Consider the following 16,317-nt stretch of genomic DNA (forward strand, 5'->3'; position numbering starts at 1 on the left):
GTCAACGCGCCCGTACCGCTCCTACGCGGCCACGGCGAAGGACCGGGTGCCCCCCCGGAGGGAACCTGGCCATCCGTCAGCCCCGCACGGGTGGCAGGGTATGACCATCGCACTCGTACAACGGAGGAGAACCCCCGGCATGGCCGTCATCCACAACACCACCCTCCAGCCGAGCAAGCTGGAGCTGCTCACCTCCTGGCTCCCCTCCCGTCCCTGGTACCGCGCCGGCGCGGGCGCCCCGGACCTGGCCAAGGCCGGTGGCTTCCGACTGGACGACCCGCAGGGCGAGGTCGGGATGGAGTTCATGGTGGTCACCGACACCTCGGGCACCGCCCCCACCACCTACTTCGTCCCGCTCACCTACCGCGGCGCCCCGCTCGACGGCGCGGAGCACGCCCTCGTCGGCACCATGGAGCACGGCGAACTGGGGCGGCGCTGGGCCTACGACGGCTGCCACGACCCGGTCCTGGTCGCCCAGTTGTCGGCCCTGATCGAGGGCCGGGCCCAAGCCCAGGCCCAGAACACCAGCGACACCCCCGACCTGGACGTCACCCGCTCCTACCGCGGTGACGCCCCTCTGCGCCTCACCACCGACACCACCGACGACCAGGAGGGCACCGCGCTGACGGCCCCCCAGGGCACGACCCTGCGCCTGCACCGGGTGCTGCTCCCCGCCGCCGACGACGCGACCCGCCCGGCCCCGGGGACCGCCGGCCACCTCGGCGGCGCCTGGCAGCTGCCCGACGGCACGCACGCACAGGGCCTGTTCGCCGTCCTGCACCCTGCCGCCGACGCCTAGTGGGGCCTGGTCAGGGCCGTGGAGATGTACGACGCGGGCCTGATCGTCGCTTCCCGTCCGGGGGACGTGACCGCGGCCACGACCCCGGACGGCCCGCAGGGCGGCTTCGCGGAGGAGGCCGTACGCCGGCTCGGGTCCGCCCGCACCGACGACATCAGGGAGCTGATCGCAGCGGTGGAGCGCTGCCCGCCGGCCCGGCCCTCCCCCTGGAAACCGCCCGGGGGTTAACCCCACCCCCCTTCCGCCAGCAGCCTCCATAGCTCGCCGTGGCCGCCGTTCCTAGCCTGGGTCGGGTCGATCGACCAGCGACGATCCGCGAGGGAAGGCAACTCCATGGCACGCCGCCACGACCGTTCCGCACACGGGCCGACCGGACCCGTCGGCCACACCCGCCCCACGATCGAGTTACGGGCGGTGTGGCGCGGCTACGGGCGAGGCGACGAGACCGTGCACGCGCTGCGCGGCATCGACCTGGCACTGGGACACGGCACCTTCACCGCCGTCATGGGCCCCTCCGGCTCCGACAAGAGCACCTTCCTCCAGTGCGCCGCGGGCCTGGACAAGCCGACCTCGGGCGAGGTGTTCCTCGGCGGCGAGGAGATCACCGGCCTGAGCGAGAACCGGCTGACCGAACTGCGGCGTCGCCGGATCGGGTTCGTGTTCCAGTCGTTCAACCTGCTGCCCTCGCTGAGCGTGCTGCAGAACGTGCTGCTCCCGCTGCGTCTGGCCGGTGAGCGTCAGGACCGTGGCAGCGCACGGGAGTTGCTCGCGCAGGTCGGTCTGGGTGAGCACGCCTCGCGCCGGCCGGGCCAGCTGTCCGGCGGGCAGCAGCAGCGGGTGGCGATCGCGCGTGCGCTGATCACCCGCCCGGACGTGGTGTTCGCGGACGAGCCGACGGGCGCGCTGGACACCGGCACCGCGCACGAGGTGCTGACCCTGCTGCGGGACGCGGTGGACACGATGGGTGCGACGGTCGTCATGGTGACGCACGACCCGGTGGCGGCCTCGTTCGCCGACCGCACGGTCTTCCTGGCCGACGGCGCCCTGGCGGGCGAGCTGGCCCACCCGGATCCGAAGGCCGTCGCCGACCGGATGGTCACCCTCGCCACCGCCCGGCTGGGGGCGGCGGCGTGAGCAATGGACTCGCGCGCGCCTCGGTGCGCTTTCGGCCCGCCTCCTTCGCGGGCACCTTCATCGCCCTGCTCTTCGCCGCGGCGGTCATCATGGCCTGCGGCACCATGCTGCAGACCGGCATCACCGCCACCGTGCCCGCCGTCCGCTACGCGAACGCGCCGGTCGTCGTCGCGGCCGATCCGGACGTCGAGATCGTCCGCAGGACGGGCAAGAAGGAGAAGACCTACGACCGGCCCGTCCCCGGCCGGGCCCGGGTGGACGCCTCCCTGGCCCGGCGCGTCGCCGCTCAGCCCGGTGTGGCGGCGGCCCGCGCGGACTCCGCCTTCCCGGTCCAGCCGGGCGCCGTGACGCCGGGCCTGACCGGGCGCGGGTACGCGGCGCTCGGCATCGCCGGCGGCGCGGACACCCTGGTCGAGGGCCGCGCCCCGGCCGACGGCGAGGTCGTCCTCGACGCCGCCACCGCCCGCGACGCCCACCTCGCCCCGGGCGCGAGCCTGAGCCTGACCGCGCCCGGCGGCAGCGGCACCTACCGGATCTCCGGCCTCGCAGCGCCGCAGAGCGCCGGCCCCACCGCCTGGTTCGCCGACGACACCGCCGGCCGGCTCTCCGGCCACCCCGGCCGCGTCGACGCCATCGCCGTTCAGCCGCGCGAGGGCGTCAGCGCCGAGGGCCTCGCCCGGCAACTGCGCGACGCGCTGCGCGACACCGCCGGCCGGGACGCCGCCGGGGCCTCCCCCACCGGGCTCAGGGTGGTCACCGGCGACACCCGCGGCTCCGTCGAGCAGCCCGCGCTCGGGGACGGCCAGACCCTGCTCATCGCGATCGGCGGTTCCTTCGGCGGCAGCGCGACCATGGTGGCCGTCTTCGTCGTGGTGTCCACCATCGCCCTGGCCACCGGCCAGCGGGCCCGCGAGTTCGCCCTGCTGCGCGCCGTCGGCGCGACACCCCGCCAGATCCGCCGCACCATCGCCACGGAGGCGGTGCTGGTGGCCCCCCTGGCCGGCCTGCTCGGCCTGGTCCCGGGCGTGCTGCTGGCCCGTTGGTGGTTCGACGGCCTCGCCTCGCGCGGCGCCGTCCCCCAGGGCGTCGGACTGGACGTCGGTCCGCTGCCCGCGCTCGTCGCCGTCGCCACCTGCCTGCTCGCCGCGCTGGCCGCCGGCCACCTGGCCGCCCGCCGGCCCTCCCACCTGCGGCCCAGCCAGGCCCTCGGCGAGGCGTCGGTGCCGCCGGCGCGCATGGGCGTGGTGCGGACCGTCCTCGGTGTGGTGGCCATCGCCGGCGGCGTGGTGCTGACCGTGGTCGCGGCGAGCCTGGACGGCGAGAACGCCGCCAGCACCGCGCTCGGCGTGGTCATGTGCTTCCTGCTGGCCATCGCCCTGCTCGGCCCCTGGGTGGCCCGGATCACCGCCGGGGTGCTCGGGCTGCCGCTGCGGGCGGGCGCGGGCGGCGCCGCCGGCTCGCTGGCCGCCGACAACGCCCGCGCCAACGCCCGCCGGCTGACGTCCGTGCTCACCCCCATCGCGATGGTCACCGCCTTCTGCGGCACCATGCTGTTCATCCAGAGCAGCGTCCAGCACGCCACCGGCGAGCAGGTGCGCGACGGGATCGTCGCCGACCACGTGCTCGGCTCCCCCGGCCCCGGCCTGCCCGCCACCACCGTCGAACAGGCCGCCCGGGTGCCGGGCGTCGACGCCGCCGTGGGCGTGCTGCGCACCGGCGCCGTCTACCGCTCGGCCGGCAAGCTCCGCTCCGCGGGCGCCCTCGGCGTCACCGGCGACCCGGCCGAACTGCCCCGGGTCCTCGACCTGGGGGTGCGGACCGGTTCGATCGCCGACCTGGCCCGGGGCTCCGACACCGTCGCCCTCGATGTGGCGCTCGCCGACAAGCTCGGCCTCAAGACCGGTGACCGCGCCGCCTTCTGGCTCGGCGACGGCACCCAGGCCCACCTGACGGTGGTCGCCACCTACGAGCGCGGCCTCGCCTTCGGCCAGCTGGTCCTGCCCCGGGAGGCCGTCGCCGCGCACGCGGGCGTGGCCTACGACAGCCAGGTCCTGGTCGCGGACGCGCCCGGCGCCGACCGCGCCGACGTCGCCGCCCGACTGGCGAAGCTGCCCGCCGAGGCCTCCGCCGGCACAACCGCCGCCACGAGCGCGGCCTACGGGCTCACGGTGGCCGACCGTGCCGGGTACGTCGCCCAGACCGACCGCCGGCGCGAGGCCGGCAACTGGGCGAACTCCGTGATGGCGGGCGTGCTCGGCGGCTTCGCGGCGATCACCGCCGCCAACACGCTGGTGATGACGGTCCTGGACCGGCACGGCGAGGTCTCCCTGCTGCGCCTCGCGGGCGCCACCCGCCGCCAGGTCCGCGGCATGATGCGCTGGGAGGCGCTGCTGGTGGCCGCGGCCGGGCTGCTGCTGGGCAGCACGATCGCCTGGATCACCCTGGTGCCGATCGCCCGGGGCCTCGCGGGCACCGCGCCGTACGTCCCGCCGGGCACCGCCCTGCCGCTGGCCGCCGCGGCCGTGCTGCTCTGCCTCGCGGCGACGGCCCTGCCGGCCCGGGCCCTGCTGCGGACCCGGCCGCTCGCGGCGACCGACTGAGCCGGGGCGGGTCCGGCGCCCCGCCTCGGTGAACGACCCGGCCGGACCGACCCCGAACGCGGAGCCGGCCTGCGCCGGGAGGCGCAGGGAGCCTCCGGGAGGCGCAGGGAGCCTCCGGGAGGCGCAGGGAGCCTCCGGGAGGCGCCGGCGGCGGCCCCCGCCGATACTGGCCGGGGTGCCCGGCCACGTACGACCTGCGGGAGGAAGCATGGACCACGGTCCCGTCGTCGCGGGCTTCGACGGTTCGCCGGAGAGCCTCGCCGCCACCGAGTGGGCCGCCCGGGAGGCGCTGCGCCGTGGGCTCGCCCTCGAACTCCTCCAGGCCTGGCCCTGGCCCAAGCGGGACTCGGTCGGCACCGACGAGGTGTACAACCGCAGCCGGGACGCCCTGGCCGCCCGCGAGGCGGAGCTGCGCGCCACGAACGCCGGCCTCCAGGTCTCCTCCCGCCAGGTCTCCGACGACCCGGCCAAGGCGTTGGAGACCGCCGCCCGGACCGCCTCCGTGCTCGTGCTCGGCTCCCGCGGGCTGGGGCCCGTGCGCGGCTTCCTGGTCGGCTCGGTGAGCCAGGAGGTGCTGCGCCGGGCCGCCTGCCCGGTGGTGCTGGTCCGGGCCGGTGAGGGCGAGCGGGGCGCTCCCACCGACCCCGTCCTGGCGGGCGTCGACCTCGCACATCCGCCGGACGACGTCCTCGCGTTCGCCTTCGAGGCGGCCGCCCGCCGCTCGGCACCCCTGCGGATCGTCCACGTCTGGTCGCCGCCGGCCGGCAGCGAGTACATGGCGTTCGACGCCATCGGGGGGCTGGAGAAGGAGCTGTCCGCCTCCGAGCGGAAGCAGTTCGCCGACGCCCTGGCCCTCTGGCTGGCCCGCTACCCCCAGGTGACCGTGACGTCCGAACTCGTCCGGGGCAACGCCGCCATCATCCTGGTGGAAGCGTCGGAGACGGCCCGGCTGGTCGTCCTCGGCCGCCACCTCCGGCGGCTGCCTCTCGGCGCCCACCTCGGCCCGGTGGCACACGCCGCGATCCACCACGTCCACTGCCCGGTCGCCGTCGTCCCGGACACCTGACCGACTGCGGGGGCCGTCCGCTCCGGCCCTCCGACGACGGAGCGGACCTCACGGATGCCAGAGTCGCCGGGGAGGACGCGCGAGGTCAGGCGGAGGTGCCGGGCAGCGGGGTGGAGGAGGGATGGGCTTCCGAGCCGGAGACATGGTCCCGATCCATCGTCGCGGCCCAGCCGGCCAGCAGGTTCAGGGCGTCACACGCGGGGGTCGCGGGTTCGGCGCCGTAGGCCATGAGGGTCAGTCCGGTGTCGGCGGCGAGTTCCAGGGCCTCGTAGCCGAGGGTGAGTTCACCGACGACGGGGTGGTGGATCCGTTTGACGCCGCCGAGGTGCCGGAGGACGTCGTGGGTGGCCCAGCGGGTACGGAACAGGTCGCTCTGGGCGGAGAGTTCTCCGACCAGGTCGGCCAGGGCCTTGTCGTGGGGGTCGCGTCCGGCTTCGGCGCGCAGGATCGCGACGGTGCCCGCAGCCATGCGTTCCCAGTCGGGGTAGTAGTCGGTGGCCGCGGGGTCCAGGAACATGAAGCGGGCCACGTTGGGCGGCCGGCGCGGGGCCGCGAGGATCGGCGCGAGGAGGGCCTTTCCGAGTCGGTTGGTGGCCAGGACGTCCAGGCGGCGGTTGCGGACATAGGCCGGGGCGGTGGCCATGGAGTCCAGGATGCGCTGGATGCTGGGGCGCACGTGGGGCTTGGGGGTGCGCGCGGGGGTCCGGGTGCCGGTGTTGGCGGCGGCCAGGGCGAACAGGTGGGCGCGTTCGGCCCCGTCGAGGTGAAGGGCGCGTGAGAGGGACTCCAGGACGCTGTCGGAGACGCCGCGCGCGTTGCCGCGTTCGAGCCTGACGTAGTAGTCGACGCTGACACCGGCCAGGAGCGCGACCTCCTCGCGGCGCAGCCCGGTCACTCGGCGGTTCCCGCCGTTGGCGGGCAGGCCGGCCTGTTCGGGGGTGATCCTGGCGCGGCGGGAGGTGAAGAAGTCGCGGAACTCGGTGCGGGCGTCCATGCCCACCACGATAGGTGCGTCCCTGCGCGGCTGAGAGGCCCTGGCAGTACCTGTCACAACAGGAACCCCCTGGTGGGAGGCCATGCGCGGCGGTTCGTGCCACGGTGGTGGGAGTGAGGGCGGCAGCCTTCCGCAGCAGCTGCACACGTCCACGTCACCGAGGATGAGGAGTACGCCGTGGAGTACACGCGTTTGGGAACGTCGGGGCTCAGGATCAGCCGGATCGCCCTGGGCTGCATGAGCTTCGGCGACCCGGCCAAGCGGACGACCTGGGCGCTCGACGACGACGCGGCCGAACCGGTCTTCCGCCAGGCCGTCGAACTCGGCATCACGTTCTGGGACACCGCGAACATCTACGGTCTGGGCACCTCGGAGGAGGTCGTCGGGCGGGCGCTGCGCAAGTACACCCAGCGCGAGGACATCGTCGTGGCCACCAAGCTGTGGGCGCCGATGCACCCGGGACCGGGCGGGTCGGGGCTGTCCCGCAAGGCCGTCATGGAACAGATCGACGCCTCGCTGCGGCGCCTGGACACCGACTACGTCGACGTCTACCAGATCCACCGCTTCGACCCGCAGACGCCGGTCGAGGAGACGATGGAGGCGCTGCACGATGTGGTCAAGGCGGGCAAGGCCCGCTACCTCGGTGCCTCGTCGATGTGGGCCTGGCAGTTCGCCAAGATGCAGCAGGCCGCGCAGGCCCACGGGTGGACCCGGTTCGTCTCCATGCAGGACCAGTACAGCCTGATCCACCGCGAGGAGGAGCGCGAGATGTTCGGCCTGCTCGCCGACCAGGGCGTGGGAAGCATCCCGTGGAGCCCCCTGGGCGGGGGGCTGGTCACCCGGCCGTGGGGCGAACGCTCCACGCCACGTGCGGAGCTCAACCGGACGGTCGATCAGCAGGACCGGCCGATCTTCCTGGACAGCGACCGGGCCATCGTCGACGCCGTCCAGCGCATCGCCCTGGCCCGCGGTGTGTCGATGGCGCAGGTCGCGATGGCCTGGGTGTTGAGGAACCCGGTGGTCTCCGCCCCGATCGTGGGCGCGACCAAGCCGCACCACCTCGCCGACGCCGTCGCCGCGCTCGATCTGACGCTCACCGCCGAGGAGATCGACTCCCTCGAAGAGCCCTACGTCCCGCGCCGGCCCACGTTCTTCTAGCCTCGCGCTCGCACGGCCCCGGCCTTCCTGCCGCATCGCGCGACGGCCGGGGCGGCCGGGCCTCACGGTCCGAGAGGGACCGCCGCGTTGGCGGTTCCTCTCGGACCGGTCACAGCCCGGTGACACCGTCGACGACGAGGAGCACGCCGATCACGGCCAGGACCAGGGCGGTGACGGCGCTGTTGTGGGTCTCCAACCACCTCCTGGCCCTGCCCAGCGGAGCGAGGACCCGCTCCCCCGCCACGATGTGGAGCAGCAGGGGAAGCGCGACGGTGGAAGCGGCGATCGCGGTGAACACCGCCACGGCGGTGACGCCACGGGACGGGCCCAGTTCGGCGGAGCCGATGGTCAGCCCCGCCGCCGCGGACAGCAGGATGTTCTTCGGGTTGGCTGCCGACAGCAGGAGGCCCAGCCGCAGGGCCCTGGCCGGCGTGGCATCCGTGAGGCTCCGCATCCAGGCCGGGGTCCCCGTCTTGGAGCCGGAGCGCCACTGCCGCCCGGCGAGCAGGACGAGAACCACGCCGAGGACGGCCTTCGTCCAGGACGCCCAGGTGGGCGTCTCCTCGCGGGTCTCGATGACGGCCGCGAGGGCCGTGGACACCGACGCCACCACGAGGATCCCGGCCGCCCACCCGACCAGGAAGGCTCCGCCCGCCGCCCTGGGCCGGGGAGTGAACAGCAGGAAGAGCGCCGGAACGATCGGCAACGGCGACAGCGCGATGACCAGGGCGAGCGGTGTCACCTCGCTCAACACGACGTTCACGGACCACCTTCCTCCCGCCGCCGCACCACGCTCGCTCCGTCAGTGGTGGTCATGGCTCCCTGGTGAGAGGCCCGGGAGTGGACGCCCGCCCTTGAGTTCTTCGGGGTGGCGGGGGAACAGACACCCCGTCAGCCGGCCGGCGTGGTGTTGGTGGCGTCCAGCGCCGCGCGCAGTGCGCGGGCCAGGATCACGCCGTCGTCGATCGCCCAGAAATGAGCGAAGAACAGGCGGGGTTCTTCCGTGAGGCCGTGGTTGTGGAGCTCGACGACGTTGATCCCGCCGCGGCGTAGGGCTGCCAGCACGTTCTGTACCTCGCCGGCGGTCATGGCGAAGTCGCCGTTGACCGCGGCCCGGCGGGCTCCGACCGGATAGAAGCTGATGAGTGTGGTCATACCCGTGGCCGGGGGCAGGACGCGTCCGTGGTCGGTGATCGTCTCCCGGCGGTTGAAGGTGAACCGGTGGATCCCGCTGTCGTTGACGCCCCTCGCGTTCAGCTCGTGTTCGATGGCGGCGGTGTCCAGGTCCGTCCGCGGCTGTGAGGCGGCCGGCGGGGTGGAGGGCGTGGTCGTGGCGGCGAGAGCGGCTTTCACGCTGCGGGCCAGGGCCGCGGGGTCCTCGGCATGTCCGTGGAAATGGGTCCACCACATGGCCGGCTCGTGGGCGAGCAGGTGCTTGTGGACCGCGCTCAGTTCGAGGCCGCCGGTGTTCAACGCATCGATGGCGGGCTGCAGTTCGGGCTCGGTGACCGCCAGACTGCCCATCACCAGGGTGTGGCCGTCGTCGTAGCGGGTGAATGCCGCGTAGGAGCCCAGGAACAGCGTGACGCCGTAGGTGGTCACCGGCAGGTCCTGCCGGGCGAAGCGCACACGGTAGACCGCACCGTCCTCCACCGTCCCGCTCCGGCCCAGGACGTCGGCCACCCTGCTCCAGTCCGCTTCCGCCGTCGGCACCGGCAGTACCCTCTGCCGCCGTGCTGCCGCCGCCGCAGCCGTCCCCGGAGCGGTGCCGGCCAACACCGGCGCCACCGCCGCCGCGGTCAGCAGCCGCCGCCGCGACGGGTTCAGCCGGGCATCCATGGCGCCTCGCGCCGGAACTCCGCTCACCACGACAACCCTCTCCCAGACAACCGGTCGGGACCATGAAACCGGGCGGGGTCACCGAACTGCTGAAGCGCCACGCCGGACCGGACGAACGCGCCGGCGCCCGGGAGGCCGAGGCGGGGAGACGGCGGCAACCGCGCCGACTGCCGGAGAGTCAAGCAGGCAGACGGCCGTCCACGAACCCCTGCGGTTCCCCCGGGACCTTCCCTGCGTTCCGGCGCCGCACCGCCTCCGCCGCGAACAGCGCAGTCGGGACGGCCGCCACCGGCACCGACCACCACGGCAGGCCGGCCCAGAACGCGAGCACCGCGGGCATGACGCAGGAGAACAGCGTCCAGAAGACGAGCGCCCGGGCGAGGGCGATCGTGGTGGGACGGCCGGTGAACAGCAGCGCGCCCAGAGCGGCGGCGAGCACCGCCAGCAGCGCGACGGCAGTGCCCAGCCCGGCGATGAGCTGCGCCTCTTCGCGGGGCTCGTCGACGGAGGCCTGCGCGACGCCGGCCCTCTCCAGGCGCATCACCTGGCCGCGCCACACCGCGCCGTCCACCCGGTCGCCGGGCTTCAGGTCCTCCAGCAGCGGCCCGGGGTTGCCGAACCGCACCGTGCCGCTCCAGGACGGCGCGCCGTCCAGCGTCGCCAGGTGGTCCTTGTGCCGGAGGACCGTGCCGCTGACGGTGAACGGCACGGTTCGCACGCATTCCTCGACCGCCGTGCCCGGGCTTTCGGCCGGGCAGGTCGCGGCGGCCGCGTACGAGCGGGACCGCTCGGTGTCGTCCGGCATCCGGACGGCGAACACGTACCAGGCGGCCGCTGCCGGGACGAGCGCCGCCGCAGCGAGCAGCGCGCCGCCGGTACGGGTCCATGGTGAGGGACGGTGGGTCATGATGGTTCTCCCCCCGGTCCGGTGCGTGGCCGGAGCACCAAGGCTGCCGTCGCCGGGGCGTGCCGCCCCGCCCCTTCCGGGGTCGGACGGCACCGGGCGGCCGGAACGCCGGACGGTGTCTCAGTTCTCGGAATCTGCCCGAAGTCCACGGAAGCCCTGTGGACGGCGTGTAACGCCTGAAGGGGCCGGGGCCGACGTGAGGGGCGGCGGGTCCGCAGCCGGAGCCGGGCCGGCGGCGTGCCGGCGGACCTCGCGTCGAGCGCCACGCACACCACCCCCGGACCGACCTGCGGACACAACTGTCCCTTGTTCGCCGACCAGGCTTCCCGGCACTCCTTCGTGCACGCTATCGGACTCCGCCCCGGATTCGCACACGGGTTCGCCAGGCCGCCCGGACCGATCCGTCGACCGGCACTCCTGGTGACCGGCCGTACGCGTGGGGCTGAAGTTCCTCCCCCACCCGCCCTGTTCGACTCCAGGCGACAACTGCGGACCGCACAGTCGAGTTGCGCCGGTCGGCGTGTCGGCCCGCGGTGGCCGCTCGTTACGATCACGGCCTCGCTGAGCGGACCAGGGGGCCCTGGCGACGACGAGACGACGAAAGGCCCGCCCCACCATGACCCACCCCTTGAGTGAGCTGGACCCGGCCCGGTTTGGCGAAACCTTCCTGCCTTCGGACCAACTGCCGCCCGCGGTCCACCCCAAGGTGTTGCGGGACGAACTCGCCGCTGCGGCCCAGTGGGTGGCCGACTACCTGAACGAGCTGCCGGCCGGCCCGGTGGCCCGTCCGATGCCCGCGAAGCAGCGGGCGCGGCTGCGCGAGGGGCGGCTCGACCGACAAGCCGGGGGCCTGGGCCGGGTGCTGGACTTCGTGCGGGACGAGATCGCCCCGTTCCCGACCGGGAACGGGCACCCCGCGTTCTTCGCCTGGGTCAACTCGCCGCCCGCACCGGCCGGAGTCATCGCCGAACTGCTGGCCGGCGCCGTCAACGCGACCTGCGGCATGGGCGAGAACGCCCTCATGGACCTGGAACGCGGCACCGTACGCATGCTCGCAGGCCTGGCCGGACTGCCCGACGGCACCGGCGGGGTGCTGGCCAGCGGCGGCTCCATGGCCAACCTGCTGGCCCTCGCCACCGCCCGCACCTGGTTCCTCACCCTCCGGGGCTCCGGCGACGGCCCCGCCTACGACCGCGACCACGCCCGGCTCACCCTCTACTACAGCGCCCGGGCACACATGTCCGTCGCCAAGGCGGCCTCCTGCATCGGCCTGCCCGCCCATCGGCTGCGCCCCATCGCCACCGACGCGCACGACCGCCTGGACCCCGCCGCGCTGCGCGCCGCGGTCGCCGCCGACCTGGATGCGGGACTGCTGCCGTTCTGCACCGTCAGCACGCTGGGCACCACCGCGACCGGAGCCGTCGACCCGCTCGAACCGGTCACGCAGCTGTGCCGGAAGGTCGGCATGTGGCATCACGCGGACGGGGCCTGGGGCGGGCTGGGCGCCGCCGTGCCGGCCCTGGCACCCCTCTACCGGGGCGTCGGTGACCTCGATTCGATGACCGTGGACCCGCACAAGACGCTCAGCGTGCCGGTCGGCTGCGGAGCACTGCTGCTCCCGGACCCCGAGCACCTGCACACCGCCTTCGCACACCAGGCCTCCTACCTCGCCGCCACCGAACCGGACGCGCTTCCCTGGCTCTCCCACGCCACGATCGAGCTGACCCGGCCCGGCACCCGGGCACTGGCCCTGTGGGCCACGTTGCAACACCTGGGCCGCGACGGCGTCACCGGCTTGATCGAGCACTACCTGGGCCTCGCCGATCAGTTGCGCGACCGGATCTCCGCCGAACCGCGGCTGGAGCTGCTGGCGGGCGGCCCGTGGCCGGTCGCCTGCTTCCGCATCACCGAGCCGGACGTCGGCGACCCGAACGCCCTCCACACCCGCATCGCCCGCCGCGTCCAGGACGGCGGACGCGCCTACCTCGCCACCGTCGCCGTGCGGGGCCGCACCGTCCTGCGCGCCTGCCTGTGCAACTACCGCACCACCACCGACGATCTCGACCTGCTGGTCCGCGAAGTCCTCCACGCCGCCGACGCCGACACCGCCACCGACCGCCGGCCACCTAGCGCCGGGCCCGAGGCGGACTCGGGCTCACCCACGTCGCGGTGACGACCGGCGGTCAGGCCGCCGGCCAGTTGCGCAGCAGTGCGTCCAGGGCGTCGAGGATGCGCGCCCAGGTGTCCTCCGTGCCGCGCGGGGTGTGCTGGAAGCTCCCGACCCGCTCCAGGGCCACGTAGCCGTGGAAGGTGCTGCCGAGCAGCCGGACGGCGTCGGTCTCGTCGGGTTCCGCGAGGTCGTAGCCGCGCAGGATCGCGCGGGTCATCTGCGAGTGCCGGACGCCGGCGCTGGCGCGCGCGGTCTCGGGGTCGAGTTCGAGCTGCGCGGCGGCGTAGCGGCCGGGGTGTTCGCGGGCGTAGTCGCGGTAGGCGTTGGCGAAGGCGGCCAGGGCGTCCTTGCCGGCGCGTCCGGCCAGGGCGGCGGCGACCCGGTCGGCGAGTTCCTCGAGTGCGAGCAGGGCAATCCTGGTCTTGAGGTCCTGGGAGTTCTTGACGTGCGAGTACAGGCTCGCGTCCTTGACGCCGAAGTGTCGCGCCAGCGCCGAGACCGTGACCTTGTCGAAGCCGACCTCGTCGGCCAGTTCCGCTCCCGCCCGGGTGAGTCGTTCCGCGTTCAGTCCTACGCGTGCCATGGCCTTCCCTCCGATCGACTGAGGCCATTATACATTTGCCTAATAGTCCTAGGTAATTTACGTTGGCTCCTATGAAGCCGTTGACCGACCAAGAGATCCGTGCCGCCTTCGTGAACTGCACCAAGGGCGAGGCGAAGCGCCTGCACATCCCCCGCGACCTGGCCGAACAGCCCTGGGACGACCTGGACTTCCTCGGGTGGCGCGACCCGCAGGCGCCCGACCGCGCCTACCTCGCGGCCGAGTTGGACGGCCGCGCGGTGGCGGTCGCGCTGCGCTCCTCCGGCGCCGCCTCCTGGCAGGCCCGCCGCAGCATCTGTTCGCTCTGCGTGACCACCCACACCGGCGGCGTCTCGCTGCTGGTCGCGCCCCTGGCCGGGAAGGCCGGCAAGCAGGGCAACTCCGTCGGCGCCTACATGTGCAGCGACCTCGCCTGCTCGCTCTACGTGCGCGGCAAGCGCGAGACCGGCACCCGGTTGCACGAGTCGCTCACCGTCGAGGAGAAGATCCAACGCACCATGGCCAACGTCGCCGCCTTCGTCACCAAGGTCACCGCGTGACCCACGGCGGAACACCGCCCGGCCACATCGCCCCACGCCGTGCCGCCTCCCGGCGCCCGACACCGAGCGCCGTCGCGCCGACTCACATCACCGCTGCGAACTGCTCGCGATCCGCGGCACCTCGATGGAGGAAGATTCGGCTGCGGCCATGACGCCCCCCTCGCGCCGGGAGAGCTCCCACAAGCTCCCCGAGTACGTTGAACATCCGTGAATGCACTCAGCATCACAATCACTCGTGCGAGTGGACCTCCGGCACGTCGCCGCGCAACCCTCACGAGGTCGGCAGCTGGGGGGCTGGAGGAGTAGTTCCGAAGCCGGTCATTGGCGATGGGCGATCGGTGAGCGGGTGGCCGTCCCGCGAGATCCGCGCCGTGGCCAGCCTGGGCAGGCTCGGCCACCTCGGCGAAGGCATCCAGACTCGGGCTGCACAAGCGGCAGCAGCGGTAGGCATACGAATCCCGTTCGGGTGAACCGCCGGGTCCGCCGGTTGGGGGCGCGCCCGGGCCGGGCAGACCGGTCACCGGAGGTCGCGGGCGCCGCACGACACGAGTCCCGGGCCTCCGGCGGTTCCCCCCATCTCTCGAACCCAGTAACGGAGTTACCCTCATGCGCACGCGCTTCAGCCCGCGCACGGCCCTCGTGGCGGCCGTCGGCGCCCTCGCCCTGTCCCTGGTCAACCTCTCGTCGGCCTCGGCTGCCCCCGGGGTGGTGTACCTGGAACACCACGGCCAGGTGCAGACCGCCCAGGACCCGCAGGCCAACCAGTGCCACCGGGGCCCCGGCCCCGAAACCCTCGTCCGCAACCAGACCGAGGGCACCATCCTGATCTTCCCCGACGGCAACTGTCGGACGCAGGCCTACCAGCCGGTGGAGCCCGGCGAGGAGCGGTTCGGGGACATCGGCAGCTTCCTGGCCCTGGACTGACCCACCGACAAACCCCGCCCGCCCTCCGGTCTGGAAGCCCAGAGGGCGGGCTCGCATGCGTCCCCTGAACTTCCCCGTGCTGGTCACCAGAGGGCTGGAACGGGGAGAGGGTGACATATCGGCCGCCTGACGCGACAACCCACGCCATGGACCACCGCCATGTCCTGCGCTACCCAAGGCCCGAACGCGGGCGGATTTCAGTGGCCACCCGCATGATTCCGCGTCGCGGTGGCGACCGCGGCGAAGCCGTAGTCGAGCATCTCCGTCTCGTACGAGCGCACGGCGTCGAGCAGGGGCGCGCCGGGGACCAGTCGGGAGGCGAGCAGGCCCGCGTCGTGGAGCGCGACTCCGGCACTGATTCCGGCAGGGGGCATCGGGTGCGCCGCGTCACCGACCAGGGTCACCGGTACCGGTGGCCACAACTCCGGACGTTCGGCGACCTGGACGCCCGCGGGCACGAGGTACCCGGGCTCCGCCAACCGCACCAGCGCGCTCAGCGAAGGGTGCCAGTCGGCTACGGTCTCCGCCGCCAGCCCCAACAGCTCCGCGGCGCCGAGCTCGAAGAACCCGGGACCGTAGACGGCGGCCGGGGCGGCCACTCCCCACATGACGTAGTCGTCGGCCGCCGGCAGCCCCAGATCGGCCGGGTTGCGGCGAAATCGCTGCGCGGCCAGCGCGAGGCGGCGGCCGTCCGGACCGACCACGCCCAGGAAGCCTTCGAGCGCCTGCGGCGGGGTCAACTCCCGGGCCCGGGCGGTCAGCGGCGTACGCCCGTAGATCAACCGAGTGCTGTGCACGGTGACCGAGAAGTGGGGCACCAGCTGGAGCCGGATGCCGGAGTTGAATCCGTCGGCGGCGACCAGCAGGTCGCCCTCGGCGGTGGAGCCGTCGGTGAGGAAGGCGCGTACCGTTCCGTCGTCCAGCAGCTCGTAACGGGAGAATCCGGCACCGAACCGGATCGAGTCCGTCAGGCCTCGCAGCATGATCCGGCGCAGCGTGAGCCGGTCGACGGTGATGCCCCGGGCCTCCGGGGGAAGCTCGATCTCGGTGACGTGCCGCAGGTCGGGACCGGCCATGCTGACGCCGCCGCCGGCCACGCAGGACGTGGCGACGGCCTGTTCGTAGGCTTCGGCGGGCAGCCACTCGCGCAGCGCGGCGTCCCCGTCACCGTTGATGTGGATCCGGTATCCCTGCGCGCGGGCGTCGACGGCGGGATCGCGCTCGAGGAGCAGGACGTCGTGGCCGTTCTTGCGCAGGCCGTGGGCGAGACAGGGACCGGCCAGGCCGGCGCCGCTGATCAGGACACGCATGGCGAACTCCCGCTGAGATCATCGCATGTGAGACCGTCTCAGATGCTAGCGCGGCGGCCATGGGAGCTCCACCGGTCGATCCGGCCGTCGGTCCTGCGCGCCGCCCTCACCGTGAACCCGGCCCGGCTGCTGAACTGGTCCCCCGGGCGGCGAGCAGCATCCGGACCGCAGCTGTCGGCGTAGGCGCGGTCCGCAGCTGGGACGGCAGTGCCAGATCTGTCCGCCGCCCGTCCCCGGGAGACCTCGTGCGGACGGTTCGTGGCGGCCTACCGTGGC

General features: G+C 73.7%; 15 protein-coding genes. 9 read left to right on the forward strand and 6 right to left on the reverse strand.

All coding sequences use genetic code 11. The features are described 5' to 3' along the window. The first annotated feature begins 139 nt into the window (after nucleotides 1-139). From OG556_RS34830 to OG556_RS34850, 5 genes are all read left to right on the forward strand, one after another. A complete protein-coding gene (locus OG556_RS34830) occupies nucleotides 140-799 on the forward strand; it encodes a 1,4-alpha-glucan branching protein (protein ID WP_331745375.1) in 660 nt (219 codons plus the stop codon). 18 nt (nucleotides 800-817) lie between these two features. Further along, the gene (locus OG556_RS34835) at nucleotides 818-1,027 is read left to right on the forward strand and encodes a hypothetical protein (protein WP_331743296.1); all 210 of its coding nucleotides are present in this window, start codon (nucleotides 818-820) and stop codon (nucleotides 1,025-1,027) included. Nucleotides 1,028-1,132: 105 nt separating this feature from the next. Further along, nucleotides 1,133-1,933 carry an ABC transporter ATP-binding protein gene (locus OG556_RS34840; RefSeq protein ID WP_331743298.1) on the forward strand — a complete coding sequence of 267 codons (801 nt, stop codon included), beginning with the start codon at nucleotides 1,133-1,135 and terminating at the stop codon, nucleotides 1,931-1,933. Beyond that, nucleotides 1,930-4,533 (forward strand): FtsX-like permease family protein, encoded by a 2,604-nt coding sequence (locus OG556_RS34845; protein ID WP_331743300.1) that lies wholly within the window; start codon nucleotides 1,930-1,932, stop codon nucleotides 4,531-4,533. Before OG556_RS34840 ends, OG556_RS34845 begins: the two co-directional genes overlap by 4 nt. 208 nt (nucleotides 4,534-4,741) lie before the next feature. Next, nucleotides 4,742-5,599 carry a universal stress protein gene (locus tag OG556_RS34850; RefSeq protein WP_331743302.1) on the forward strand — a complete coding sequence of 286 codons (858 nt, stop codon included), beginning with the start codon at nucleotides 4,742-4,744 and terminating at the stop codon, nucleotides 5,597-5,599. Nucleotides 5,600-5,684: 85 nt separating this feature from the next. Here the strand turns inward: OG556_RS34850 and OG556_RS34855 are convergent, their stop codons facing one another. Next, a complete protein-coding gene (locus OG556_RS34855) occupies nucleotides 5,685-6,593 on the reverse strand; it encodes a helix-turn-helix transcriptional regulator (RefSeq protein WP_331743304.1) in 909 nt (302 codons plus the stop codon). Nucleotides 6,594-6,770: 177 nt separating this feature from the next. On the opposite strand from OG556_RS34855, the gene OG556_RS34860 reads away from it, so the two are divergent. Further along, a complete protein-coding gene (locus OG556_RS34860) occupies nucleotides 6,771-7,751 on the forward strand; it encodes an aldo/keto reductase (RefSeq protein ID WP_331743306.1) in 981 nt (326 codons plus the stop codon). A 109-nt stretch (nucleotides 7,752-7,860) separates the two neighbouring features. Here the strand turns inward: OG556_RS34860 and OG556_RS34865 are convergent, their stop codons facing one another. The 3 genes from OG556_RS34865 to OG556_RS34875 all read right to left on the reverse strand — a co-directional run bounded on the left by OG556_RS34865 (nucleotide 7,861) and on the right by OG556_RS34875 (nucleotide 10,497). Then, on the reverse strand, nucleotides 7,861-8,514 hold the full coding sequence (locus OG556_RS34865) for a GAP family protein (protein WP_331743308.1): 654 nt from the start codon (nucleotides 8,512-8,514) through the stop codon (nucleotides 7,861-7,863). A gap of 128 nt (nucleotides 8,515-8,642) precedes the next feature. After that, the gene (locus OG556_RS34870; protein ID WP_371523075.1) at nucleotides 8,643-9,590 is read right to left on the reverse strand and encodes a DUF1259 domain-containing protein; all 948 of its coding nucleotides are present in this window, start codon (nucleotides 9,588-9,590) and stop codon (nucleotides 8,643-8,645) included. A 178-nt stretch (nucleotides 9,591-9,768) separates the two neighbouring features. Next, nucleotides 9,769-10,497 (reverse strand): hypothetical protein, encoded by a 729-nt coding sequence (locus OG556_RS34875; protein WP_331743312.1) that lies wholly within the window; start codon nucleotides 10,495-10,497, stop codon nucleotides 9,769-9,771. Nucleotides 10,498-11,125: 628 nt separating this feature from the next. On the opposite strand from OG556_RS34875, the gene OG556_RS34880 reads away from it, so the two are divergent. Continuing rightward, nucleotides 11,126-12,670 carry an aspartate aminotransferase family protein gene (locus tag OG556_RS34880; protein ID WP_371523076.1) on the forward strand — a complete coding sequence of 515 codons (1,545 nt, stop codon included), beginning with the start codon at nucleotides 11,126-11,128 and terminating at the stop codon, nucleotides 12,668-12,670. Nucleotides 12,671-12,680: 10 nt separating this feature from the next. On the opposite strand, the gene OG556_RS34885 is transcribed toward OG556_RS34880, so the two are convergent. Beyond that, complete coding sequence (locus OG556_RS34885) at nucleotides 12,681-13,250, reverse strand: WHG domain-containing protein (protein WP_331743316.1); 570 nt, start codon at nucleotides 13,248-13,250, stop codon at nucleotides 12,681-12,683. A 71-nt stretch (nucleotides 13,251-13,321) separates the two neighbouring features. Here OG556_RS34885 and OG556_RS34890 point away from each other — a divergent pair, with 71 nt between their 5' ends. Beyond that, entirely contained in the window at nucleotides 13,322-13,807 is a 486-nt protein-coding gene (locus OG556_RS34890) for an FBP domain-containing protein (protein ID WP_331743318.1), read from the forward strand. 606 nt (nucleotides 13,808-14,413) lie between these two features. After that, complete coding sequence (locus OG556_RS34895; RefSeq protein ID WP_331743320.1) at nucleotides 14,414-14,731, forward strand: hypothetical protein; 318 nt, start codon at nucleotides 14,414-14,416, stop codon at nucleotides 14,729-14,731. A 197-nt stretch (nucleotides 14,732-14,928) separates the two neighbouring features. Here OG556_RS34895 and OG556_RS34900 read toward each other — a convergent pair whose 3' ends face one another. Continuing rightward, the gene (locus OG556_RS34900) at nucleotides 14,929-16,041 is read right to left on the reverse strand and encodes an NAD(P)/FAD-dependent oxidoreductase (RefSeq protein WP_331743322.1); all 1,113 of its coding nucleotides are present in this window, start codon (nucleotides 16,039-16,041) and stop codon (nucleotides 14,929-14,931) included. Between the last annotated feature and the right edge of the window lie 276 nt (nucleotides 16,042-16,317).

The sequence above is a fragment of the Kitasatospora sp. NBC_01300 genome (assembly GCF_041435235.1).
GTDB lineage: Bacteria > Actinomycetota > Actinomycetes > Streptomycetales > Streptomycetaceae > Kitasatospora.

Coding starts and splice junctions, on each gene's coding strand:
- OG556_RS34840 (WP_331743298.1), top strand. CDS start 1,133: ATGGCACGCCGCCACGACCGTTCCGCACACGGGCCGACCGGACCCGTC.
- OG556_RS34870 (WP_371523075.1), bottom strand. CDS start 9,590: ATGGATGCCCGGCTGAACCCGTCGCGGCGGCGGCTGCTGACCGCGGCG.
- OG556_RS34830 (WP_331745375.1), top strand. CDS start 140: ATGGCCGTCATCCACAACACCACCCTCCAGCCGAGCAAGCTGGAGCTG.
- OG556_RS34875 (WP_331743312.1), bottom strand. CDS start 10,497: ATGACCCACCGTCCCTCACCATGGACCCGTACCGGCGGCGCGCTGCTC.
- OG556_RS34855 (WP_331743304.1), bottom strand. CDS start 6,593: ATGGACGCCCGCACCGAGTTCCGCGACTTCTTCACCTCCCGCCGCGCC.
- OG556_RS34885 (WP_331743316.1), bottom strand. CDS start 13,250: ATGGCACGCGTAGGACTGAACGCGGAACGACTCACCCGGGCGGGAGCG.
- OG556_RS34890 (WP_331743318.1), top strand. CDS start 13,322: ATGAAGCCGTTGACCGACCAAGAGATCCGTGCCGCCTTCGTGAACTGC.
- OG556_RS34895 (WP_331743320.1), top strand. CDS start 14,414: ATGCGCACGCGCTTCAGCCCGCGCACGGCCCTCGTGGCGGCCGTCGGC.
- OG556_RS34900 (WP_331743322.1), bottom strand. CDS start 16,041: ATGCGTGTCCTGATCAGCGGCGCCGGCCTGGCCGGTCCCTGTCTCGCC.
- OG556_RS34850 (WP_331743302.1), top strand. CDS start 4,742: ATGGACCACGGTCCCGTCGTCGCGGGCTTCGACGGTTCGCCGGAGAGC.